The organism is Pasteurella canis, from assembly GCF_900454865.1.
GTDB classification, from domain to species: domain Bacteria; phylum Pseudomonadota; class Gammaproteobacteria; order Enterobacterales; family Pasteurellaceae; genus Pasteurella; species Pasteurella canis.
The window spans coordinates 1,872,163-1,896,141 of sequence record NZ_UGTV01000015.1 but is presented as its reverse complement, the minus strand read 5'-3'; the positions used below and the strand labels follow the sequence as shown (position 1 = coordinate 1,896,141).

General features: G+C 38.2%; 21 protein-coding genes. 12 read left to right on the top strand and 9 right to left on the bottom strand.

The features are described 5' to 3' along the window. The 5 genes from napH to napF form a co-directional block, all read right to left on the bottom strand. Entirely contained in the window at positions 1-876 is an 876-nt protein-coding gene (napH, locus tag DYE19_RS09505) for a quinol dehydrogenase ferredoxin subunit NapH (protein WP_049215744.1), read from the bottom strand. Then, entirely contained in the window at positions 876-1,628 is a 753-nt protein-coding gene (gene napG / locus DYE19_RS09500; RefSeq protein WP_049215746.1) for a ferredoxin-type protein NapG, read from the bottom strand. Before napG ends, napH begins: the two co-directional genes overlap by 1 nt. 66 nt (positions 1,629-1,694) lie before the next feature. Continuing rightward, a complete protein-coding gene (napA, locus tag DYE19_RS09495; protein WP_115323607.1) occupies positions 1,695-4,181 on the bottom strand; it encodes a nitrate reductase catalytic subunit NapA in 2,487 nt (828 codons plus the stop codon). 44 nt (positions 4,182-4,225) lie between these two features. Continuing rightward, entirely contained in the window at positions 4,226-4,498 is a 273-nt protein-coding gene (locus DYE19_RS09490) for a chaperone NapD (protein WP_049215748.1), read from the bottom strand. Beyond that, on the bottom strand, positions 4,491-5,036 hold the full coding sequence (gene napF, locus DYE19_RS09485) for a ferredoxin-type protein NapF (RefSeq protein WP_115323370.1): 546 nt from the start codon (positions 5,034-5,036) through the stop codon (positions 4,491-4,493). The genes DYE19_RS09490 and napF overlap by 8 nt, the downstream gene beginning before the upstream one ends. A 194-nt stretch (positions 5,037-5,230) precedes the next feature. Between napF and narQ the strand changes: the two genes are divergently transcribed. From narQ to DYE19_RS09440, 9 genes are all read left to right on the top strand, one after another. Continuing rightward, complete coding sequence (gene narQ / locus DYE19_RS09480) at positions 5,231-6,934, top strand: nitrate/nitrite two-component system sensor histidine kinase NarQ (RefSeq protein ID WP_115323369.1); 1,704 nt, start codon at positions 5,231-5,233, stop codon at positions 6,932-6,934. A 1-nt stretch (position 6,935) separates the two neighbouring features. Next, positions 6,936-7,553 (top strand): Type 1 glutamine amidotransferase-like domain-containing protein, encoded by a 618-nt coding sequence (locus DYE19_RS09475; protein WP_115323368.1) that lies wholly within the window; start codon positions 6,936-6,938, stop codon positions 7,551-7,553. A gap of 11 nt (positions 7,554-7,564) precedes the next feature. Next, positions 7,565-8,590, top strand: a complete 1,026-nt coding sequence (gene murB / locus DYE19_RS09470; RefSeq protein ID WP_115323367.1) for a UDP-N-acetylmuramate dehydrogenase — start codon at positions 7,565-7,567, stop codon at positions 8,588-8,590. 11 nt (positions 8,591-8,601) lie between these two features. Further along, entirely contained in the window at positions 8,602-8,913 is a 312-nt protein-coding gene (locus tag DYE19_RS09465) for a DUF2322 family protein (RefSeq protein WP_049215757.1), read from the top strand. Continuing rightward, on the top strand, positions 8,910-9,869 hold the full coding sequence (gene tehA / locus DYE19_RS09460) for a dicarboxylate transporter/tellurite-resistance protein TehA (RefSeq protein WP_115323366.1): 960 nt from the start codon (positions 8,910-8,912) through the stop codon (positions 9,867-9,869). Before DYE19_RS09465 ends, tehA begins: the two co-directional genes overlap by 4 nt. A gap of 550 nt (positions 9,870-10,419) precedes the next feature. Continuing rightward, positions 10,420-11,745 carry an SLC13 family permease gene (locus DYE19_RS09455; RefSeq protein WP_408581988.1) on the top strand — a complete coding sequence of 442 codons (1,326 nt, stop codon included), beginning with the start codon at positions 10,420-10,422 and terminating at the stop codon, positions 11,743-11,745. Between the two features lie 240 nt (positions 11,746-11,985). Next, positions 11,986-12,831, top strand: coding sequence for an RNA polymerase sigma factor RpoH (rpoH, locus tag DYE19_RS09450; protein WP_049215762.1), 846 nt, complete (start codon positions 11,986-11,988; stop codon positions 12,829-12,831). Between the two features lie 225 nt (positions 12,832-13,056). After that, entirely contained in the window at positions 13,057-14,271 is a 1,215-nt protein-coding gene (locus tag DYE19_RS09445; RefSeq protein WP_115323364.1) for an aromatic amino acid transporter, read from the top strand. Positions 14,272-14,362: 91 nt separating this feature from the next. Continuing rightward, the gene (locus DYE19_RS09440; protein ID WP_115322273.1) at positions 14,363-14,977 is read left to right on the top strand and encodes a hypothetical protein; all 615 of its coding nucleotides are present in this window, start codon (positions 14,363-14,365) and stop codon (positions 14,975-14,977) included. Between the two features lie 56 nt (positions 14,978-15,033). Here DYE19_RS09440 and DYE19_RS09435 read toward each other — a convergent pair whose 3' ends face one another. Continuing rightward, a complete protein-coding gene (locus DYE19_RS09435) occupies positions 15,034-16,959 on the bottom strand; it encodes an ABC transporter ATP-binding protein (protein WP_115323363.1) in 1,926 nt (641 codons plus the stop codon). 72 nt (positions 16,960-17,031) lie between these two features. Here DYE19_RS09435 and DYE19_RS09430 point away from each other — a divergent pair, with 72 nt between their 5' ends. Continuing rightward, positions 17,032-17,649: a MarC family protein gene (locus DYE19_RS09430; protein WP_049215769.1), complete on the top strand. Its 618-nt coding sequence runs from the start codon at positions 17,032-17,034 to the stop codon at positions 17,647-17,649. Positions 17,650-17,701: 52 nt separating this feature from the next. On the opposite strand, the gene DYE19_RS09425 is transcribed toward DYE19_RS09430, so the two are convergent. Further along, a complete protein-coding gene (locus DYE19_RS09425) occupies positions 17,702-18,562 on the bottom strand; it encodes a MurR/RpiR family transcriptional regulator (protein WP_115323362.1) in 861 nt (286 codons plus the stop codon). A 117-nt stretch (positions 18,563-18,679) separates the two neighbouring features. On the opposite strand from DYE19_RS09425, the gene murQ reads away from it, so the two are divergent. Continuing rightward, positions 18,680-19,585: an N-acetylmuramic acid 6-phosphate etherase gene (murQ, locus tag DYE19_RS09420; protein ID WP_115323361.1), complete on the top strand. Its 906-nt coding sequence runs from the start codon at positions 18,680-18,682 to the stop codon at positions 19,583-19,585. Between the two features lie 23 nt (positions 19,586-19,608). Next, on the top strand, positions 19,609-21,039 hold the full coding sequence (murP, locus tag DYE19_RS09415; protein ID WP_049215775.1) for a PTS N-acetylmuramic acid transporter subunit IIBC: 1,431 nt from the start codon (positions 19,609-19,611) through the stop codon (positions 21,037-21,039). Between the two features lie 161 nt (positions 21,040-21,200). Here murP and DYE19_RS09410 read toward each other — a convergent pair whose 3' ends face one another. Then, a complete protein-coding gene (locus tag DYE19_RS09410) occupies positions 21,201-22,427 on the bottom strand; it encodes an aromatic amino acid transporter (RefSeq protein ID WP_049215776.1) in 1,227 nt (408 codons plus the stop codon). Between the two features lie 70 nt (positions 22,428-22,497). Next, positions 22,498-23,913 (bottom strand): tryptophanase, encoded by a 1,416-nt coding sequence (gene tnaA, locus DYE19_RS09405; RefSeq protein ID WP_049215778.1) that lies wholly within the window; start codon positions 23,911-23,913, stop codon positions 22,498-22,500. Positions 23,914-23,979: the final 66 nt, after the last annotated feature.

Below are 23,979 nucleotides of genomic sequence, written 5' to 3'. Positions count from 1 at the left end.
TCACTCCCCCGAATGACTAATTGAATTATTAAATCGAGTTGTAAAGATAAATACTTTCTCAGGGCAAACGTCGATACAACGTCCACAACTGATACAATCTTTTGAAAGCACTAATGGACTTTCATTATTTTTTCCATGTAAAGGTGCACGTAACACTTGTGGTTCAGGGCAAACGTTATAGCAATCCATGCAGTTATCACATTGACTACGATGCTCTACTTTAATGCGTAATATTCCTTTTGCGCCAATGACACCATAGGCTGCACCAATTGGGCATAAATGCCCACACCACCCGTGTTCAACAATGAATAAATCAAATAAAAAAACCGCTAAAACAAGCCAAGCTGTCGCGCCAAAACCATAAATTAATGCTCGCCCTAGAGCAGCAACTGGATTTAACCATTCCCAGAGTAATAAGCCACTGACTGCACTACCGATAAGAATCATTAACAAAATACCGTAGCGTAACCCACGAGGTATTTTCGCCGATTGACGAATCCCTAGTTTACGTCTTAGCCAAGCTGCCACATCGGTCACAACATTTAATGGGCAAACCCAAGCACAAAATACTCTACTACCAAGCAATGCATAACTAGCGATAACAATGACAACACCTAACAGGGCAGTCATCGTTGGTAGAAATCCCGTAGCAAGACTTTCTGCCATAATTAAAGGATCAGACATTGGGATAAGATCTAAAAAAAGGCTACTACTATAATTACCCTTTAAAATCCATACACCTAAATAAGGTCCGCTTAAAAACATTGCTAAGATACTCAGCTGGGTTAAACGTCGCCAAAATAAAAAACGATTCGCATACCACCAGCCTAATTTTTCTCGCGCTTCTTTGCCTGTATATTTTGGTGAATTTGCCATTACAAACTCTCTGGTAAACGAGTTGGTAGAGTAATAATGCCTTCTGGCGCAAGTGAATGACCTGCTTTTTCTTTCTCTTCCCAACCTAAACGATAATGTTGCCCTAACATACCTTTTGCTAAATCCATTGGTAACACTTTGATTGCAGCAATTTCAAGCACACAAGCTTCCTCACATTTACCACAACCTGTACAAGCACTTGAATGGACAGTTGGGATAAATTTTGCATGTTTATCAGAACGATCATTATGTTGCATTTCAAGCGTAATCGCTTTGCCAATCAAAGGACAAACGCGATAACACACATCACAACGTAACCCTTGCCAGTTCAAACAAGTTTCCTGATCGAGTAGGACTGATAAGCCCATACGTGCTTCATTAATATCTGTCGCTTGATTATCTAATGCACCTGTTGGACAAGCTTTAGCACAAGGAATGTCTTCACACATTTCACAAGGTTTATCACGAGCAATAAAATAAGGCGTGCCTGCTTCCATCGGCGATAACAAGGACGCCAAATGTAACATATCGTAAGGACAAGCTTGGACACATTGCCCACAGCGGATACAGGCTGCTGAAAAGGCCTGCTCATCGGCAATAGCAAAGGGTGGACGTAATGCTACACCTTCTCGTGCTAAACTTTGTTTTTGTTGCAATCCTAATAGCAAGCCAACACCAGCTAACCCACAGGCTGTGCGGGTAGCTTCTTTAAAAAATCGACGACGTTCGGGACTCACAACAGGTTTTTTCATTTAGTTTTCCAACCGCACTTACTATTTAGATAATAAGTGCGGTCATTCCTCATTAAATTTAACGAATTACGCTTTTTCCACTTTTACTGCACATTTTTTGAAGTCAGTTTCTTTTGAAATAGGATCAGTCGCATCTAAGGTTAAATAGTTTGCTAGCTGACCAGCATCAAAGAAAGTGGTATAAACTAAGCCTTGTGGCACTTTGTTACGTCCACGTGTATCTAGGTGAGAAATAATTTCACCACGGCGTGAACTTACTTTCACCTTGTCTCCATGGCGTAAACCACGTGCTTTCGCATCTAATGGGTGCATCCAAACTAAGTTATTTGGGAATGAACGGTGTAATTCTGGTACGCGACGTGTCATTGTGCCAGTATGCCAATGTTCTAATACACGCCCTGTACTTAACCATAAGTCATATTCTGCATCTGGTGCTTCTGCTGGTGGCTCATAAGGTACAGATAAGATGATCGCGCGTTTATCTGGGTAGCCATAGAATGCAACACCTTCGCCTTCTTTCACATATGGATCATAACCTTCACGATAACGCCATAAAGTTTCTTTACCATCAACCACTGGCCAACGTAAACCACGTGCTTTGTGATATACCTCGAAGTCCGCTAAATCATGGCCATGACCACGACCAAATACAGCATATTCTTCAAATAGCCCTTTCTGTAAATAGAAACCGAAATGTTCTGCTTCATCGTTTAAATAACCCGGTTTATCTGTTGGGACTTGGAATTTGTCTACTTGACCATTGCGGAATAACACTTCATAAAGAGTTTTGCCTTTATATTCAGGATTCGCAGCCAAGACTTCTGCAGGCCACATTTCATCAGTAGTAAAATATTTAGAAAACTCAACTAATTGCCATACATCAGATTTAGACTCACCTGGCGCTTTCACTTGTTGATACCAAAATTGTGTACGACGCTCAGCATTACCATAAGCACCTTCTTTTTCTACCCACATTGCAGTTGGTAAAATCAAGTCGGCGGCTAATGCAGAAACTGTTGGATAAGGATCTGAAACGATAATGAAGTTTTCTTCATCACGCCAACCCGGAAAACGCTCCTGATTAATATTTGGACCGCCTTGCATGTTATTGGTACACATTTGCCATAACACATTCATTTTCTTATCTTTTAAGGCTCGGTCTTGTGCAACAGCATGGTAACCTACTTGTGTTTGAATCACACCTTTTGGCAATTTCCAAAGCTTCTCTGCTTTTTCAACATGTTTTGGATTAGTCACCACTAAATCTGCTGGTAAGCGGTGTGCAAATGTACCCACCTCACGTGCCGTACCACAAGCTGATGGTTGGCCTGTCAATGAGAATGGACCACAACCTGGTTTTGAAATCTTACCAGTCAATAAATGAATGTTATAAATCAAGTGGTTAGCCCATACACCACGAGTATGTTGGTTAAAACCCATTGTCCAGAATGAAACAATATTTAAATTTGGATCAGCATACATTTTCGCTAATGCTTCAAGCTGATCTTTTGCTACACCAGAAATTTCGTGTGTTTTTTCAAGCGTGTATGGAGCAACGAGTTTTTTATATTCTTCAAAATCACTGTCGTGCATTTTGCCAGCAGTTTTGACATTTTTCGCAGCTTGCTCCAATGGGTGCGTTTCTCTTAAGCCATAACCGATATCTGTTTCACCACGTTTAAACTTCGTATGTTTCTGAATAAAGTCATGATCAATTGCGTTATGTTCAATTAAATAATTCGCAATGTAATTCATAATGGCGAGATCTGCCTGTGGTGTGAAAATTATGCCTAAGTCAGCTAATTCAAATGAACGATGCTCAAAAGTAGAAAGGACAGCAACTTTTACATGAGGGTGAGATAAACGACGATCAGAAATACGTGACCACAAAATTGGGTGCATTTCCGCCATATTAGAACCCCAAAGTACAAAGGCATCTGCTTTTTCAATATCATCATAACAACCCATTGGCTCATCCATACCAAAAGTACGCATAAACGCAACTGCCGCTGATGCCATACAGTGACGTGCATTGGGGTCAATATTGTTTGAACGTAAGCCCGCTTTGAATAATTTTGATTTGGCAATTCCTTCAAAAATGGTTGATTGACCAGAAGTAAACATCCCTGCACCATTAGGACCTTTTTCTTTCAGCGCTTTTTTGAATTTTTCTGCCATGATGGTAAATGCTTGATCCCAAGAAACAGGCGTAAACTCCCCATTTTTATCAAACTTACCATTTTTCATACGCAACATTGGTGAAGTTAAGCGGTCTTTACCATACATGATTTTCGGTAAAAAATAGCCTTTAATACAGTTTAAACCACGGTTCACTTCTGCATCTGGGTCACCTTGTGAAGCAACAACACGACCATTTTGTGTTCCGACTAAAACACTACACCCTGTTCCACAAAAACGACAAGGTGCCTTGTCCCATTTGATGGTTTTATCAGTAGCCGCCTCTACATTTTTGACTGGAATAGCCAATCCTGCTACTGTTGCCGCAGCAACTGCAGCATTTGTTTTCATAAAGTCACGACGACTTAAAGTCATATTCATAGCGTTTCCCCCACTATATTGAATCGTTCTATGTTTTATTAATTTTCATCTTGTTGATGGTAAACCAGCGATACATCAATGACGCCATCAATATCTCTTGTCGCTTCCATTTGCTCATGTAATACATGTTTATCGTGTGATTGCATGACAACAACAAGTTTCCCCTTTTCTGCATCAAACACGGGAATTTCAGTATGTGGCATCGCTAAAAGTGCGGTCTGAATTGCATCAATTTTGTTTGGCTTACCTTGTACAATTAAGCCACATACATGCCAATCTACTGCATTTTCCATTGTAATTTGTTCAGTCATTTATTCTTTCCAATTCATTTACCGTAAATAACACGCTGATTGCTGACACAGGACAACCTTTAATACATGCGCCACAACCATTACAACTTTCAAGCTCAAGGATTGGCTGTGAAACACCACCTAACTGTCGTTTAAAACGAATTGCACGCATTTCACAACTATCTTCACAGCTTCGACATTCAACAGATTTTTGCGTCAAACAGTTCGCACTAATCTCAATTTTATGTGACCATGCTGGCTCATTTGTGGACCTAAAAATAGGCTGCGAACAAGCTTCTATACATTTTTGGCAAAACGTGCATTCTCCTCGGCTAAATTGCACTTCAGGAAAACCACCATCACCTTTTATTAGAATTTTCGTTTCGCAAACATCAATACAGGCATCACATCGCGTACAATCTCGGATAAAACGTGTATTTTCTACAGACCAAGGTAAACGGATCCCTTGAAAACCCTGTTGTTTTACTTGTTCTGATTGGAGTGAAGTTAAAAACTGCCCACGTAAAAAATGGCGACGAGGTAAGTTTTCAACGGTCATTACACATTCCTTTCATTTAGCTTTTTCTAGACTTGTCATTATGGAGAGAGGGGTCGAGATTCATACTACCCAAATTGAGTATTTAAAGAAAAAACACCATTTTTCTTGTGCTAGATCAATTTTTATTTACAGGTAAAAAAACAAACATTTTTTTGCTAAACTACGTTTCTCAGTTCAATATCAAAAGGTATCTTGTGAACATCAAACATTCGGTTTCGACAAAACTTGCTAATTACTTATTTATTGTGATTATTTTTGCAGGTGTAATCACTTCATTAAGTCTAATGATTATGGCGAGTAATAAGTCTGATGCAGAGTCAATTAATATATCAGGCTCGCTACGTATGCAGAGTTATCGTCTATTATACGAATTGGAGCAACACCCTGAACTCGTTGAAGCAAGCCTACGCCAGTATCGAGTAAGTCTACACTCACAAGCCTTGTTAGAAATTGCTCACCAATGGTTCGTTCCTAATGCAGTTAAGTCTTCTTACCATAATTTAATTAAGCGCTGGGAAAGTATGGAGCGCTATGCCAGACATCGAGATATTGCTGCTTATAAAACTGAAATCACAGATTACGTTGCGCAAGTAGATCAATTTGTTTTTACATTACAACGTTTTGCTGAACAAAAATGGATCATTGCCGTCTTAGTCATGTCTTTGTCCATGTTCTCAATTATTGTCATGGTTTCTTATATTGTCTGGTATGCACGCAAAGAAGTAGTATTGCCTTTAACACAGCTAACGCGTGCCAGTATTCAAGTTCAAATGCGTCAATTTAACCACGTTAAGGTCAATACCAAGAAACAAGATGAGCTAGGGAGTTTAGCGCGTGCTTTTACACAGATGTCGAGTGAATTAGAAAAACTGTATTCTTCATTAGAGGAAAGTGTGAATGAAAAAACGCAAAAACTCCGTCAAACTAACCGCTCTTTAACGATGTTATACGAAAGTTCGCAACAATTAACCATCAATAATGTTGATGAGTTCACATTACAACAAGTCCTCAAAAATATCTTTATTAGTGAGCATTTACGCTACCTCTCACTCATTATTGATGGTGCAGAACATTGGAACTTAGCCTTTGGCAATAAACAAGCTAACCAAGATTGCCAACAAGTAGAATTAACCATTGAAAATGAAAAATTAGCTGTACTTTACTGGCAGGCTGGTTTACCTTGTCCTGACCCACGTACAATGCGTAATATTGCTCAAATCTTAAGTCGAACACTTTACTTTCATAAAATACAGCGCCAACAACAACAATTACTATTAATGGAGGAGCGCTCAATTATCGCGCGTGAATTACATGATTCCTTGGCTCAAGTTCTCGCATTTTTACAAATTCAACTGACTTTATTAAAACATAACTTAAAACAAGATGATGAAAATGCAAAAACCAAAAGCTTGAGTCTTATTGCAAATTTTGAGCAAGCATTACGTGATGGTTATGTACAACTTCGTGAGCTATTAGCGACTTTCCGTCTGACTATACAAGAAGCCAATCTTAAATTAGCATTAGAGCAAGTCGTGGATTCTCTACGAGGACAAACAGAAATGCAAATGACAGTACACTGCTCCTTGCCTTCACAAAGTTTTAATGCACAACAGCTCGTCCATGTATTACAAATTGTGCGAGAATCTATATTAAATGCGATTAAACATTCAAAAGGCAGCTTAATTGAAGTGATTGCACATACTAATCAAGACGGCGAATATGAATTGATTGTTCGTGACGATGGGATTGGTATTCCAAGTTTAGACGAGCCAGATGGACACTATGGCTTGAATATCATGAATGAACGTTCCGCACAATTAAATGCAAGTTTACACATTTCTAACCGCACTTCAGGTGGAACAGAAGTAAAAATTACTTTAAACCAAATGGGAATGTAAAATGAAAACGTTATTTTTATCCTCATCATTTGCTGATGTGATGGACTTATTTATCCACTTTATTGGTGATATTCGAGGAAAAACGATTACTTTCATTACCACAGCAAGTAATGTAGAGAAAATCACGTTTTACGTCGAGAACGCGAAACAAGCCTTCATCCAACAAGGCGCTCAAATAGATGAACTTGATGTTACAAAAGCAACTTTTACACAAATCAGTGACAAACTCAATCACAATGATTTTATCTATGTCAGTGGGGGAAATACTTTCTTTTTGTTACAAGAGTTAAAACGAAGTGGTGCAGATAAATTAATTATTCAACAGGTCAATGCTGGGAAGCTTTATATTGGAGAGTCTGCTGGCGCAATGATTGTCTCACCAGATATTAATTATGTTGAACTCATGGACTCTCGAGAGCCAGCAGCTGATTTAGTTGATAACAAAGCATTAAACTTAGTCAAGTTTTACCCTGTACCACATTATACAAACTTCCCTTTTATAGAAGCAGCACAACATATTATTGACACTTATTCGGCAACATTAAATTTAATACCAATTACCAATACGCAAGCAATCGTTGTGAATAATGATATTGTAGAAATCAAAACTCAAAACTAACAGGATAATCTATGCAAAGTCTACAAGAGTTTCACACTTTTTCATTACCTGTCTATGCTCAACAGATTGTTGAAGTTACAAGCATTGAACAACTTCAGCAACAATGGTCAGCATGCCAAGCAGCTGGACAACCTACATTATTTTTAGGACAGGGCAGTAATGTTCTCTTTTTACGCAATTTTAACGGCACAGTCTTCCTCAATCGCTTACTCGGTATTCAACACAGCGAAGATAACCAATTTCATTATTTACATGTCAATGGCGGTGAAAACTGGCATCAACTTGTAAAATGGTCATTAAAAGCGGGTATAAACGGTTTAGAAAACTTAGCGTTAATCCCTGGTTGTGTTGGGTCTGCACCAATCCAAAACATTGGCGCCTATGGAGTTGAGTTTAAAGATGTTTGTGATTATGTCGATGTGCTTGATCTGAGCAAAGGTGAACAATTCCGTTTACGCCACGAACAATGCCAGTTTGGTTACCGTGATAGCATATTCAAACATGACTATGTTAATGGTTATGTGATTGTTGCTGTGGGTTTAAAGCTAGCAAAAGATTGGAAACCCGTCTTAAAGTATGGTTCATTAGCGAACTTAGATCAAAGTGCGGTCACTTCTCAGCAAATTTTTGACGAAGTATGTTCAGTACGCCGCAGCAAGCTACCCGATCCAGCCGAATTTGGTAATGCGGGCAGTTTCTTTAAAAATCCAGTGGTTTCAAAAGCAGATTTTGACAACTTACAGCAAGAATATCCAACTATTCCACATTTTCCGCAACCAGATGGTTATATTAAGCTTGCTGCTGGCTGGTTAATTGATCAATGCGATCTCAAAGGCTATCAAGTTGGTGGTGCAGCCGTTCACCAACAACAGGCCTTAGTGTTAATTAACAAACACAATGCCACAAGCTCTGATATTGTGGAATTAGCCCATCATGTACGTCAAAAAGTTGCACAGCGTTTTGCTGTCTGGTTACAACCCGAAGTTCGCTTTATTGATGAAAATGGTGAAGTCGACAGTGAACAAGCAATTAGTTAAGGAGATAACTCATGGATTTCAACACAATTTTAACTCGCTTACCCACGATTGAGCATTTAACAGGACTCGCGATTATGGCTGGCTCGACACAAGTCCATTACATTCCTGCTGTGACTGGAAAATTAGGCTCATTACGTGTTTATTATGCATTAGCGAAGGAGTTTAATGGGAAATTAAACCGCATTTCAGCACAAAAAGGGCTAGCACTTTTCGCCGAACATACAGAAGATGCGAAACAAAACACAGGAAAACACCCTAATATTGACTTACTATTCCATGTCATTGCCAATGATCTAGAATACCACTTAGTACCGCAATCATGACAACACAATCTTCAATCTCTTTTCCTATTCCAATTAACTATTTTGGAATTGTTCTTGGACTTTCTGCATTGAGCCTTGCATGGCGTTATGCTGTGCCAACTTGGTTTTTTGCAACAATCATCAGTGAAAGTGTATTTAGCCTAGCGACTCTAATCTGGTTTTGCTTTGTTTGTGCCTATCTTTACAAATGGACACGTAGTCTATCTGATTTTAAAGTAGACTTACAACATCCTATCTTAGGTAGCTTTATTAGCTTAATCCCAATAACTACAACGCTTATTGGAATAGGGTTAATGCTTTATTCGATGCCTGTAGCGATACTATTAATCAGTATTGGCATTATCACTCAACTCTCATTTGCCACTTATTATATTGCAGGGATGTGGCGAGGCACTCATCAAGCTGAATACACGACACCTGTCATTTATTTACCAACTGTCGCCACTAATTTTGTCAGTGCAACTGCATTAGGTACGTTAGGATACGATGAACTCGGCATGCTCTTCTTTGGAGCAGGCTTTTTTTCTTGGTTAATGTTAGAGCCTGCAGTATTACAACGTTTACGCACTTTACAACCTATCCCTGAGCCTCTGCGTCTTGGTATTGGTATCCAACTTGCACCTGCATTTGTTGGTTGCTCTGCGTATTTAGCCATTAACAATGGTGAAATCGACTTCTTTGCCAAAATGCTTATCGGTTATGGTTTATTGCAATTACTCTTTTTAATTCGCTTACTGCCTTGGATTTTTGCTCAGGGCTTTACCCCCGCTATGTGGGCATTTTCATTTGGTCTCGCCTCTATGGCAAAAGTCAGTTTATTTATGTACCAACAAGCAGCAGATCCTCTTTTTTCAGGGCTTGGGCTAGCACTATTCTGTCTCGCAAACTTAAGTATCGGGTTTATGCTTATCCGTACATTTTATTTGCTCTTCACAAGTAAATTCTTTATAAAATGACGACCTACTTAATACTTGAGCGATTAAAGTGATACTCGCTCAAGTATTTGCTTTTCTAACACCTCTCCATTGAATAAATACAGGCTAGTTCAATAAACTATAAAATCTATTATATTTCACCTCCCCAAACGAGGAAGAGTTGATAACAAATGTAGGAAGAGATAAAAATATTTATATCACGCTGCAGCATATACTCGTTTGTTTAAACTTTTCAGTAGTGGATTTCTTGCTTGCTACGACAAATATCCCCCTTCGCCCTCCCTCATATTCAATTATCTATCGACCTCACACTTTTGCTTATTGGAGTAAAAGTTTAAATTTGTCTTGCTTTTGGTGTTTTCATGCAAAAATCTTCAAATCCTGCTCAAAAAGTAGTACTTTCTTTGAACAAGATCAGGAAATCACACTTGCCTTTTGATTACAATCAATTTTATTTTCAATCTTATGAACGAGGTCACCTATGGACATCAAGCAATGCTTACAAGTAATAAAAATAGCGCAGAACAGGCATTTTGTTTTCTTCTGTTTATCTATTATTTTTGCCGCTATCATGACTATGCTACTTTCTGATGCAAGTTTCACTAAAGTACAAAACTACGTGCTGTTCTTACTATTTTTTGCAATTAGTCTATGGGTCACTGAAGCAATCCCCCCCTTCTCAGTCAGTATCTTAATCGTTGGCTTCCTAGTGTTGATTATGGGAAAAAGCGAAGCCTACGATGCGATTCAATATCTACAAACTTGGTCTGATAGTGTCATCTGGCTCTTTCTTGGCGGCTTTTTCCTTGCAGAAGCCATGAAAAAAACCAAACTTGACCTGCTGCTGCTCAAAGCAGTATTACCTAAATTTGGTCATAATCCTGTTTATGTGTTATGGGGTTTAATGCTAGTGACTGCGACAATGTCGATGTTAATGAGTAATACAGCAACAACAGCTATGATGATCGCTACGATTAGTCCTTTATTTACTCGATTAGATAAAAGCTCTAATTTATCTAAAGCCTTGCTCTTAGGTATTCCTGCGGCAGCCTCCGTTGGAGGTATGGGAACCATTATCGGTTCAGCACCTAATGCTATTGCCGTTGGTGCGCTTGAAAAATTAGGTCATCCTATTTCATTTTTAGAATGGATGATGGTAGGTACACCACTTGCTTTAGTTTTACTGTTCATTTTTTGGCGTGTATTAGTCAAAAAATACCAAGTGGATAAAACTGAAAGTCTCGATTTTAGTTTTTTACAAGAAACTACACAAGTCCATTCTAATCGCATCGAAATACTGCATAAAACGATTGTCTTGGTTATTCTTGCTATTACGTTATTCTGTTGGTTGACATCTAAATGGATTGGCATTCCTGTCGCCGCTGCTTCAGGGATTCCTATTGTTGGACTGACTATGACAGGAGTTTTAGGCGAAAAAGATATCCGCCAATTACCTTGGGATACCTTAATGCTAGTTGCGGGTGGGCTTGCATTAGGTTTAGCAATTGAAGAACAACGCATTGCAGCGCACTTTGTTGAACAAATTAGCCATATTCAAGTAAGCTTTATGATGCTCCTAGTCTTATTTGGCTTTATTACAGTGATCTTATCTAACTTCATGAGTAATACAGCAGCAACAACGATCTTAATCCCAATGGGTGTCTCTTTATTAGCTATGGTTGGTGGCGTAGATATTAATCCGATGATCCTACCACTCGTAATTGGTTTAAGTGCCTCTTGTGCACTCTTCCTTCCTGTTTCAACGCCACCAAATGCTATTGCATTCAGTACAGGCTTAATCAAACAAGCTGAATTCCGTTTAGGTGGTGTCGTTATTGGTTTCTTAGGACCTGTTTTAAGTATTTTATGGGTACTTGCGTTATCTACCTTCTTATAAAATATAGTATCATTGATATTCATCTCAAACATACCGCACTTTAAGACAAAGTGCGGTATAATATTCGACATAACCTATAAATACATCTATTCCTTTTCTATACGATAATTGGAACTTTAAGGTAAATTTATAGTCTAATCTTTACCCATTCCATAAAGAGTATGAAAAATTGGCTCTCATGGGATTTTATGTTATAACTACACTCGGAAATTTATCTTTCACTTTCTAAGAAGGAAAACAATGAACAAAGAAACACAAACCATGATGTTGGTTCCACAAGGCAGTATTGAAGCATATATTCGTGCTGCAAATGAATATCCAATGCTTACCGCTGAGGAAGAAAAGGAATTAGCGGAGCGTTTGTATTATCAAGAAGATTTGGAAGCGGCTAAAAAGCTGATTCTTTCACATCTTCGTTTTGTTATCCATGTAGCGCGTGGTTATTCAGGCTATGGCTTACCTCAAGCGGATTTAATCCAAGAAGGTAATATTGGTCTGATGAAGGCCGTTAAACGCTTTAATCCTGAAGTAGGGGTGCGTTTAGTTTCTTTCGCTGTACATTGGATCAAAGCAGAAATTCACGAATATGTATTACGCAACTGGCGTATTGTAAAAGTAGCAACCACGAAAGCACAACGTAAATTATTTTTTAATCTACGTAAAACGAAACAACGCTTAGGTTGGTTTAATGAAAATGAAGTAGAGATGGTCGCAAATGAACTTGGTGTTTCTCCTGAAGATGTGATGGAAATGGAATCACGGATGACAGGTTCAGATGTTGCTTTTGACTTACCAACAGATGACAATGAAGAAACCTACTCACCATCATTATATTTAGAAGATAAAACCTCTAATTTTGCAGCAGAATTAGAGAATGAAAATTACGAAACACAAGCCACTGAGCAATTAACTGTTGCTTTAGAAGGGTTAGATGAACGTAGCCTAGATATTATTAAAGCACGTTGGTTAGATGAAAATAAAGCAACATTGCAAGATCTAGCTGCAAAATATAATATTTCAGCAGAACGTGTGCGCCAACTTGAAGCTAACGCACTGAAGAAACTGAAAAGTGCGGTTAACTTTTAATAAAGTTTAACATACAGAAAAAGCCAAAGTTTTGTACTTTGGCTTTTTTATTACCTTCGATAAGAATGTAAACATTTCATTACAAAAAATATCCATCATTATCTTATATCAAAATAAGAATAAAACTGGCTTTATTATTTCTCTATTGCTAATATAAATATACATCTATAAAAAATGTAAATATATGTTTACAATTAATCATTTTGATTAAAAAAGGAAACTATCGTGAATAAAACAGCTGGCAGTACACTGCTTGTATCAGGCACTATGATTGGTGCAGGGATGCTTGCAATGCCTCTCACTTCAGCAGGCATTGGCTTTAGCTTTACTTTGGTCTTATTAATTGCACTGTGGGCATTACTCACTTGTACTGCACTCTTATTTGTCGAAGTCTATCAAACTACTGACGCAGATGCAGGTATTGGCACATTAGCCGCACAATACTTTGGTCGTTTCGGACGAATTGTTGCAACAACAGTATTACTCGTTTTCTTATATGCATTATTATCTGCTTATGTTACAGGCGGGGGTTCAATTCTTGCTTCAAGCCTACCTACTATTGTCAATGAGAATACAACATCCAAAATCGCTATTGGTATATTTACTTTATTTTTTGGTGCATTTGTTATTATTGGTACAAAAAGTGTTGATGGTATAAATCGCTTATTATTTTTCATCATGCTCACAACATTTGTATTTGTACTGTGTCTGATGTTACCTAAAGTTACTGTCAATAATCTGATGGCGATGCCTATTGATAAAGCCTTATTACTCTCAGCAAGTCCGATTTTTTTCACTTCTTTTGGTTTCCATGGTTCAATTCCAAGTTTAAACCATTATTTACAAGGCAACGTGAAAGCATTACGATTTGCTATTCTCACAGGTTCAACTATCACTCTGGTCTTTTATATTGTGTGGCAATTTTCGACTCATGGTGTGCTGAGCCAATCTCATTTTTTAGATATTTTACAACAAGATCCAACGTTAAATGGCTTAGTGAATGCTAGTTTTCAAATTACAGGCAGCACAATGTTAGCGCAAGCCGTGAAAATTTTCTCAGCTTTAGCTTTAATTACTTCGTTCTTAGGCGTGGCATTAGGGTTATTTGAATGTATTGAAGATCTATTAAAACGTGTCTTTAATATTTCAGGAAATCGAATGATACTAGGCATATTAACCTTTCTACCACCATTACTTTTTGCTTTTTTCTACCCACAAGGGTTCGTCTTAGCCCTCAGTTATGCAGGTCAGATGTTCGCTTTCTATGCTGTAGTGTTACCTGTTGCTTTAGTTTGGAAGGTTCGTCAGATACACCCTAACCTACCTTATCGAGTCAGTGGCGGTACACCTGTACTAGTGCTTGTTCTTATACTTGGTGTGGCAATTACATTGATTCCGTTTATTACGAGAGCAGGCTATTTACCACAAGTTGTAGGTTAAGCGTTTCCTTCTGCCTGAAGAAAATTGACTATAAAAATTCAATAAGAATGTTATAGTGAGCAAATAAAATACAGGTCAAGTGGAATAAAATATGAATATCAGAACTTTTTTCAGTACAACTTTATGTATCGGCACATTACTTAGTTCGACAATCACATCAGCAAATACGTCTATTTATGTTGAACCACCTGCAATTGAAAACGTGACTAATACAAGCTCTTACGTTTCGTATATGTACCGAACCGAAGCTTTACGGAGCCAATGGATTGGCAATAACCCCATGTTCTTTATTCGATTATCAAGTATTGATACTTTTGGTGATACACGTACTGCTTTAATCGCCACGTTATTAAATGGTGCTTATGCTATTGAGCGTATAGCAACAAACTGCAATACTAAAGAAACCGTGATTAAAACGAAAGCGATCTATGATGCAACAGGTAAATTAATTGAGTCCAATAACCAAGACATTAACCTTGGTCGTCCAATTCCAGATAGTTATGTCGCAGAGGCTATTTTAGTGATGTGCGATGCATTAGCACTTGTTCCTGGTAATCCCAATGTACATGATGAAAAAATTAAAGCCTCTGTTCCATTTATCAATATTATTAATGAGCATGTAAGAGGTAAAAGCGTCAATCGTGGAGCAATCATAGTAGATAATATTGAGGACTATTTTAAATCTCAACTCAATAGAAAAAAATAAACAAAAGGGCTTATTTCATCAAATAAGCCCTTTATCTTTAAAAAAGTAATAACTTTTTACTCAGCAAGCAGTTCTTCGAGCTCCTCTTGAAGAGCTAACCATTGCATTTCAATCTCCTCTAATTGCTTCTTATGACTGACTTGTTCAGCTAACAGCGTAGTCAACTTATCTTTATTTTCCGCTAAATACAGCTCACTTTCGCCAAGCTGTGTTTCTATCTCTACTAACTTAGTTGATAAATTGTCCATCTGCATTTCAAATTGTTGTAGTTTTTTGCGTAGCGGAGCCGTCTGTTGTCTTAATTCTGCTTCACGACGTTTTTGCTCCTTACGATTCACACTACTTTGATTATTTTCTTGCTCAGCTTGTGGTACTAGCTTTGAGTCTGGCACACGAGACAATTCATTCAACCACTTTTGATAATCGTCTAAATCACCTGAAAACTGCTCTACTTTTTTATCATGTACTAAATAAAACTCTTCTACTGTATTACGTAATAAATGGCGGTCATGAGAGACCACAACTAATGAGCCTTGATAATCTACTAATGCTTCAGTAAGTGCTTGGCGCATATCAAGATCTAAATGGTTAGTCGGTTCATCAAGTAACAATAAATTCGGACGCTGCCAGACGATAAGCGCTAACACTAAACGAGCTTTCTCTCCACCAGAAAAAGAGCCAACTATCTCATTGACTTTATCACCCTTAAATGCAAAACCACCAAGATAATCTCTTAGTTGTTGTTCCGTCTGCTGTGGTGCTAATTTTTGCAAATGCCATAATGGACTTTCATCTGCACGTAAAGTATCTAATTGATGCTGAGCGAAATACCCCAATTGTACACCCTTAGCAAGCTGTATTTGTCCAGCCAGCGCAGATAGCTCACCTGCTAATAATTTAATCAATGTTGATTTACCTGCTCCATTTTTACCTAACAAGCCAATTCGTGAGCCTGGTACTAAATTCAACTTAATTTTTTCTAAAATCTCGACCACACTTTTGCCATCTTCCGTCACATAGCCTGCGCTAACTTGTTCCATCGACAGCAGAGGATTTGGCAAAGCCAATGGATCACGAAACTCAAAATGGAATGGATTATCTACATAAGCAGGCGCAATCAACTCCATTCGTTCTAGTGCCTTTACTCGGCTTTGTGCTTGCTTTGCTTTGCTGGCTTTTGCTTTAAAACGATCAATATATTTCTGTAAATGTGCGACTTTTTGCTGTTGTTGACGATAAAGGGCCGTTTGTTGCGCCAGTTTTGTGGCTCGCTGTATCTCAAAGGAAGAATAATCCCCTGTATACTCATTAAGCTTTTGATTCTCAATATGCAAAATTTTATTGACGATCGGATCAAGAAAATCACGATCGTGGGAAATCAATACTAATGTACCTTTATATTGTACTAGCCAACGCTCTAACCACATCACAGTATCTAAATCTAGGTGGTTAGTTGGCTCATCTAACAATAATAAATCGGAAGGACAAAGTAGGGCTTGTGCTAAATTTAAACGCATCCGCCAGCCACCTGAAAAGGATTTTACTGGGCGTTGTAATTCATCTTGACTAAAACCCAAACCATGTAATAAAGCAGCAGCACGTGCATGAATCGTCCATGCATCAATTGCATCAAGTTGTGCATGTAAATAGGCAATTTGATGTCCATCACCTTCTTCATTAGCAAGAGCTAATGCCTGCTGTAAGCGGCAGTATTCACGATCCCCCTCAATCACATAGTCTAATGCAGTAGTATCTAATGCTGGCGTTTCCTGATTCACCCAAGACAACGCCCAATTGTTTGGAAAACTGACCTCTCCCCCTTCCGCACTCACCTCTTGTTTGAGTAAGGCTAATAAAGAAGACTTTCCACAACCATTTTTCCCCACCAGACCCACTTTTTGTCCAGGATTAATCGCAGCAGAGGTATTGTCGAGCAAAATAGATTGCCCGCGTTTTAAAGTTAAATTTGTAAAAAAAAGCATTGCTTGTCAGTATGTCTCGTTCAACTTTTATTATAGAATGGGGTATTTTCTACTTTTTTATCGGAGTTGCCAATGTTTGATTCACTCATCGTGCAGTTTGTCGTATTGTGGGCAGTTATAGATCCTATTGGTTCAGTACCCGTTTACTTAACCAAGACCGTCGGCCTGTCAATTGAAGATAGACGAAAAATTGCCTTAAAAGCAGTTGTTATTGCAAGTGGTATTTTAATGTTCTTCTTAATTTTAGGTCAGGGTTTATTAGAAGCAATGCAAATTCCACTTACAGCTTTCCAAATTGCAGGTGGCTTGGTACTCCTTTTATTTGCGTTAACAATGATTTTTGGTGAGGGAAAACCAGAACATGAGATGCGTATGTCATCTAGTTTAAGTGAATTGGCAGTTTATCCTCTTGCAGTACCTTCTATAGCCTCTCCTGGGGCAATGATGGCCATTGTATTATTAACAGATAACCACCGTTTTAGTTTTTTTGATCAAGTCATCACAACAATTATTATGTTAAGCATTTTGTTTATTACCTACATCTTGTTACTGATGGCAAATAAAATCCAACGCTTAATAGGTAACACTGGCGCGGCAGTGATTAGTCGGGTAATGGGATTAATTCTCGCTGCTGTCGCAATTAACAATATGTTAGTCGGTATTCGCGACTTCTTTACACAAGTAGTATAGCGACTCAAAATAAGTGCGGTCAAAATTGTGAAAATTTCTACCGCACTTCTCTCTAACGAAACTTATTCAACTGCCCAATCAACTCTCGACTTTCTAAAATCAATGCATTCGCATCGTCTTTCTGTTGCACAATGCCCATAAATAGCAAGTCGGTAATAGCATGTTGTGCGGTACGAGAGGCAATAGAAGAACTACGGAATTTAGACTCATCAGCCACTGAATAAAGAACATAATCAGCCAGCTGGTGTAGGGGATTTGTTTGTAATGCTGTCAATGCAATGATTTTGACTTGATGGGCTCGTGCATTCTCTGCTGCCAATAAAATTTCTCGATGACGACCTGAAAATGAAATCAAAAATAAAGCATCTTGTGATGTCAAGCTTTGGCTCATTGCAAGTTGTGCGTGCGTATCCGTTTCAGTCACAGCGGGAAGCCCAATTTTAGTCAGCTTATAGAATAAATCCTTAGCAACCAAGGCAGAATTGCCAATTCCCATTAATTGAATCCGCTTAGCCGATAATAAACATTGGATAACAGCGGCAATCTGTTTAGTAGGATTTAAACTCAAGCTTTCTTTTAAAGCTTGTTGTTTTTCTAGAAAAAGTTTCTCGGCAATTTCGGTTAAATCATCTTGATCAGTAATCGTGTCATGTAAATGAATACGCTTTTCTTGTTGTGCTTCCTGTCGAATTAATTCTTCACTAATCGCTAACTTAAAATCACTAAACTTATCCGCTCCCAATTTCTGGCTAAATTTAATGATCGCAGATTGACTCACCTCAACTTGCGCTGCAAGTACCTTTGATGAAGAGGATTTTACAATATTTGGATTCTTCAAGATAAAATCCGCAATACGTTGTTCATTAGGCGAAAGTGAATGATAGGCATGCTTCAATTTAATTAAAAATCCCATAGCTCCTCAAAATAACGGATAAAAAGTGAGCAAGCTCACAGAATGAATAAATAATTCCCTAAGATCATCTCGTTTGGAATAAAATAATCCAAGGTAAAGCTATTTAAGGAATTTTTTATGCAAAATACAATTAACGAACTCGTAACAGAAAGTCGAAACCCATTCAGTACAAATATCGATCAACTTTCAACTTTAGATATGTTAGCAGTAATTAATCAGGAAGATCAAAAAGTTTCCTTAGCAGTCGAGAAAGTCTTACCTGAAATTGCTAAAGCAGTTGATGCTATTGCTGAAACTTTTATGAAAGGGGGGAGATTAATTTATTTAGGCGCGGGAACATCAGGGCGTCTAGGAATATTAGATGCTAGTGAGTGCCCGCCTACATTTGGTACACCACATGAACAAGTCGTCGGTTTAATTGCGGGTGGTCAATCAGCAATTTTAAAAGCAGTAGAAAATGCTGAAGATGATCGGAGCGCAGGTGTACAAGATTTAAAAGATATTCAATTAAGTAAGCAAGATGTACTAGTTGGTATTGCAGCAAGTGGGCGCACGCCTTATGTACTGGCTGGCATTGAATATGCAAACCAACTAGGTTGTGTGACCGTTGGAATTAGCTGTAACCCAGATTCCTCTCTTGCCAATCTTGCTCAAATTGCTATTACACCAATAGTAGGCGCAGAAGTCATCACAGGATCATCTCGGATGAAAGCGGGTAGCGCACAAAAATTTATCCTCAATATGCTTACTACAGGTGCCATGATTAAAACAGGTAAAGTATTTGGTAACTTAATGGTTGATGTCGTAGCAACGAATGCTAAATTAGTTGAGCGACAAAAAAATATTGTAATGCAGGTAACGCAATGTGATTACAATCAAGCAGAGCAAGCATTAGAACAGTCTGGAGGTCAATGTAAAGTGGCTATTGTAATGTTGTTGCTCAATATGTCAGCGGAAGAAGCCAAAAATTGTTTGGCTGAATCCAATGGTTTTATTCACCAAGCATTAACTTCAGTCAAATAAGGCAAGTTAAAAAGGAGAAGATTATGGCAATCATAGATAATGCGATGATCCACAGGCTGATGCAGTTATTAGGTGGAAAGAGCAACATTCAAACTGTCACTAACTGCATGACCCGTTTACGGGTGACACTACAGCAATCATCTGCAGTTAAGATAGATGAGCTTAAAAAAATCGACGGAGTGTTAGGCGTAGTTGAAGCCGATGAGCAATTACAAATCATTCTGGGTCCAGGTAAAGCAGCTAAAGCTGCAGAACTATTGAAAAGTATGGTAGATAGCGAAATCTCCTCACCATCACTCAAAGACATCGCTCGAGAACAAAAACAACAAATTAAATCAACGCAAACAAGCAATATTCACCAATTCTTTGCTAAGTTTGCCACTATCTTTACCCCTCTGATTCCTGGTTTTATCGGGGCTGGTTTATTACTTGGTCTCGCAACTGTTTTACAACAAGCTTTTGTTACTGGTGTAGAAAACCCAAACGGCTTTTTAGTTGATTTAATTGCCTATATGAAAGTGTTCAGTAAAGGCTTGTTTAGTTTCTTGAGCATTTTAATTGGTTATAACGCAGCAAAAGCCTTCGGTGGTTCAGGGGTAAATGGCGCAATTCTCGCCTCACTCTTTATTCTTGGTTATAACCCAGAAGCCACCAAAGGCATTTACTCAGGTCTTAGTAATTTCTTTGGTTTAACCATTGATCCCCGTGGTAATATTATTGGAGTATTGATTGCAGCAATTGTGGGCGCTAAAGTTGAGCGGTTTGTTAGAAAATTTATTCCAGATAGTTTAGACATGGCTCTCACTTCAACTGTCACACTTCTGATCATGGGCTGCTTCACATTCTTATTTATCATGCCTATTGGCGTTTATTTATTTAATGGCATGTCTTGGCTATTCTCAAACCTTAATGGTAATCCATTCGGTTCTGCAATATTAGCAGGATTATTCTTAATATCCGTCATGCTTGGTATCCATCAAGGCTTCGTTCCTGTGTACTTTGCGTTAGTCGAGACACAAGGCTTTAATGCACTTTTCCCGATATTAGCAATGGCGGGAGCAGGTCAAGTCGGAGCTGCGCTAGCACTGTACTTCAAAGCGAATAAAGATGCCGTATTACGTACTCAAATTAGAGGAGCTATTATTCCTGGTTTCTTAGGTATAGGTGAGCCATTAATTTATGGTGTGACATTACCACGGGTAAAACCTTTTATCACAGCGTGTATCGGAGGGGCAGCTGGCGGATTCACAATTGGTTTAATTGCTTATTTAGGCTATCCAATGGGATTAAATACCGTATTCGGTCCATCTGGCCTATTAGCAACACCATTAATGACATCGCCGATTGGTGTTTTCCCTGCTATTCTGACTTACTTATTCGGTACAGTAGTTGCTTACGCTACAGGCTTTATTACAACTTATTTCTTTGCCACAAAAGATGTTGATTTAAGTTAATTCATTGTTGTACTTCATTATACAATATACCTTTCCTAAGACTTTAGTTGGGCAGATATAATCTGCCCATTTTATTCCAACAAAATATTAACAAAATTGACCGCACTTTTATGTATCCGCAAAAAAGGGGCATAGCCCCTTATTATAATTGGAAATATCAGTTAGCCTTTAAACACTGGTAGCATATTAAACATCGCAAGGAAATGGAATAATGCTGTAGCAATACCAAATAGGATTACAACAACAATTGTGAAATTACCGCCAGCAACTTTAAATCCTATATCGCCATTTGGCATCGTACGTGATTTTCTGGCGAGTAATGCTGGGATGATACAAGTCCAAATTGTTGCAACTGCACCTGCATAACCAATCGCTTTTAAGAAACCAAGTGGGAAAGAAACTGATAAAATTAATGGTGGTAAAAAAGTGACTGCCCAAGATTTAAAACGACCTTGTTTGCTATTATCAAACTTAAAGAAGTCTGCTAAGAAATCAAATACTCCTAAGCCAACTCCAATGAATGAAGATAAAATAGCAGCGATAGAAAATGCATTAATTGCTTGTTTTACTGATGCTGATTCAATCACATTACTGAGCGCACCAAGTAAGACATCTAAATTACCACCACTTTCAAGTACAGGACCAAATTGATCACGTGGTAAATTCCCAAAAATTGAGATAATCCATAATAAATAAAGTGCTAACGCAATCGCCGTCCCCCCTAAAATAGCGTATTTTGCTTTATACTCATCACTATAATAAGCACGCATTGTTGCAACAGAATGGTGATAACCAAATGAAGTTAATGCCACAGGTAACAGTCCCATCGCATACATTGCATAATTTGAATCAGCCCCTTTTGTATCAAATAAAGTCGCTAAATCAATATTTACAGTCAGACCAAATACACTAAACACAAATGACAATGACATAAACACGATTAGTATCACAGATACACGGTCAACAATACGTGTTGAGTGCCAGACAAAGAACGAAAAAACTAAAACAAAAATGACAGACCAAATACGTGCATCGAGCTCAAAAAATGGCGCTGCTAATCCACTTAAAATACCACCTGAAGCAGTCGTATAAGCATAAAGCAAAATACCACCCACAAAATAAACAGCTAAGTTATTAATCAGATTTACTGAATTACCAAGCATCGCTTTAGTTACAGTATTAAATGAAGCACGAAGATCGTAATGTTTATAAGCTTCTAACAATAACCAACCTGAAACTGTCATTGTTAACATCGTAAAGCAGATAGTAAGAATGGACCAAATTGTCCATGCACCTGCACCAGAACTTGGTAAGCCTAGCATTCCTGCGCCGACACACACACTGGCAATAATACAGGCACCACCGAAAATTGAAGGCGTCTTTTTCATAATGCTTTTCCTTTTTTATGAAATAAAATGAAAAATGCAGTTTCTGTTTTCAGAAACTGCATTAAGTTTTTTATACTTCTTTTAAGCGTGCCGTAAAGTGACGCAACACTTTTGGCTCATAAGTAAAGGTTAGCCCTTTAATATTTTCTGCATTTTCTTTTACCTGCTTAAATGCCTCAATAATAAAGTCCATATGTGTCTGCGTATAGGTTGCACGCGGTACAGTTAAACGCAATAACTCAGCTGGGCAAGGAAGTTGTTTACCCGTTTTTGGATCACGCCCTAATAAGAATGAGCCAATTTCTACCGCACGAATACCTGCTACTTTATAGAGTTCACATGCTAATGCCTGAGCAGGGAATTGATCAGCTGGAATATGCGGTAATAATTTACCTGCATCGACGAATGCCGCGTGTCCACCTGGCTGTTGACAAACAACACCTATTTCTTCTAAACCATTCACTAAGTATTCTATTTGATTAATACGATAAGCTAACCAATCTTGACGCATACCATCACGTAGACCTACTGCTAAGCGCTCCATAGCACCGCCCTCTAAACCACCATAAGTTGGGAAGCCTTCTTGTACTACACAAAGCGTACGACATTCGTTATACACATCTTCCATTCGTTTATCTTTGAAACACAATAGCCCCCCCATAGGTACCATCGCATCTTTCTTCGCAGACATTGCTAATGCATCAGCATACTTATAACTTTCATAAGTAATTTGTTCAATTGTCCACTCTTTATAACCTGCTTCACGTTGTTGAATAAAATATGCATTTTCTGCAAAACGTGCAGAGTCCATAATTACAGGAATATCGTATTTCTGTGCAATTTCATACATCGCACGCATATTTGCAAGTGATACAGGTTGACCACCTGCTGAGTTACAAGTAATCGTACAAACAATATAAGGTACATTTTCTGGACCAACTTCTTTAATACCTTGTTCAAGTTTTTCTAAATCGAAATCCCCTTTAAAATCCGCATTGACACTGGTATCAAACGCATCTTTAGTATAAACGTTACGAACTGTAGCGCCATTGATTTGACTATGACCTTGTGTGGTATCAAAGAAATAATTGGAGAAAACCACCATTTTACTGCGATCTAAGCCTTTTTCTTGCTCACGTTTTTTAATTAATACAGGAATATAAATTTGTTCCGCACCACGCCCTTGGTGAGTAGGAATCGTATATTCATAGCCAAAAATCTCTTTCACTGCATTAGCAAGAGCATAGTAACTGCGACTACCACTATAAGCCTCGTCTCCACGTAACATGGCTGCCTGCATTTCTTGTGTGACAGCACCAGTACCACTATCCGTTAATAAATCAATAAACACATCTTCACTATCTAATAAAAATGGGTTCATACCTGCTTTTAAAATTGCTTCATCACGATATGCACGTGTTGTTCTTTTTACAGGTTCAATAACACGAATACGAAATGGTTCTGGTAAATGTTTGAAGTTTTCCATAATAAAATCCTTAAAATTGAGATAAACAATATCTAAGAATAAATAGGCATTTATTCTTTATCTTAA

What these genes read in the sequence shown, in the direction of transcription:
- napH (WP_049215744.1), bottom strand. Translation starts at nt 876, where the DNA reads ATGGCAAATTCACCAAAATATACAGGCAAAGAAGCGCGAGAAAAATTA.
- napG (WP_049215746.1), bottom strand. Translation starts at nt 1,628, where the DNA reads ATGAAAAAACCTGTTGTGAGTCCCGAACGTCGTCGATTTTTTAAAGAA.
- napA (WP_115323607.1), bottom strand. Translation starts at nt 4,181, where the DNA reads ATGACTTTAAGTCGTCGTGACTTTATGAAAACAAATGCTGCAGTTGCT.
- DYE19_RS09490 (WP_049215748.1), bottom strand. Translation starts at nt 4,498, where the DNA reads ATGACTGAACAAATTACAATGGAAAATGCAGTAGATTGGCATGTATGT.
- napF (WP_115323370.1), bottom strand. Translation starts at nt 5,036, where the DNA reads ATGACCGTTGAAAACTTACCTCGTCGCCATTTTTTACGTGGGCAGTTT.
- DYE19_RS09475 (WP_115323368.1), top strand. Translation starts at nt 6,936, where the DNA reads ATGAAAACGTTATTTTTATCCTCATCATTTGCTGATGTGATGGACTTA.
- murB (WP_115323367.1), top strand. Translation starts at nt 7,565, where the DNA reads ATGCAAAGTCTACAAGAGTTTCACACTTTTTCATTACCTGTCTATGCT.
- DYE19_RS09465 (WP_049215757.1), top strand. Translation starts at nt 8,602, where the DNA reads ATGGATTTCAACACAATTTTAACTCGCTTACCCACGATTGAGCATTTA.
- tehA (WP_115323366.1), top strand. Translation starts at nt 8,910, where the DNA reads ATGACAACACAATCTTCAATCTCTTTTCCTATTCCAATTAACTATTTT.
- DYE19_RS09455 (WP_408581988.1), top strand. Translation starts at nt 10,420, where the DNA reads ATGACTATGCTACTTTCTGATGCAAGTTTCACTAAAGTACAAAACTAC.
- rpoH (WP_049215762.1), top strand. Translation starts at nt 11,986, where the DNA reads ATGAACAAAGAAACACAAACCATGATGTTGGTTCCACAAGGCAGTATT.
- DYE19_RS09440 (WP_115322273.1), top strand. Translation starts at nt 14,363, where the DNA reads ATGAATATCAGAACTTTTTTCAGTACAACTTTATGTATCGGCACATTA.
- DYE19_RS09435 (WP_115323363.1), bottom strand. Translation starts at nt 16,959, where the DNA reads ATGCTTTTTTTTACAAATTTAACTTTAAAACGCGGGCAATCTATTTTG.
- DYE19_RS09430 (WP_049215769.1), top strand. Translation starts at nt 17,032, where the DNA reads ATGTTTGATTCACTCATCGTGCAGTTTGTCGTATTGTGGGCAGTTATA.
- DYE19_RS09425 (WP_115323362.1), bottom strand. Translation starts at nt 18,562, where the DNA reads ATGGGATTTTTAATTAAATTGAAGCATGCCTATCATTCACTTTCGCCT.
- murQ (WP_115323361.1), top strand. Translation starts at nt 18,680, where the DNA reads ATGCAAAATACAATTAACGAACTCGTAACAGAAAGTCGAAACCCATTC.
- murP (WP_049215775.1), top strand. Translation starts at nt 19,609, where the DNA reads ATGGCAATCATAGATAATGCGATGATCCACAGGCTGATGCAGTTATTA.
- DYE19_RS09410 (WP_049215776.1), bottom strand. Translation starts at nt 22,427, where the DNA reads ATGAAAAAGACGCCTTCAATTTTCGGTGGTGCCTGTATTATTGCCAGT.
- tnaA (WP_049215778.1), bottom strand. Translation starts at nt 23,913, where the DNA reads ATGGAAAACTTCAAACATTTACCAGAACCATTTCGTATTCGTGTTATT.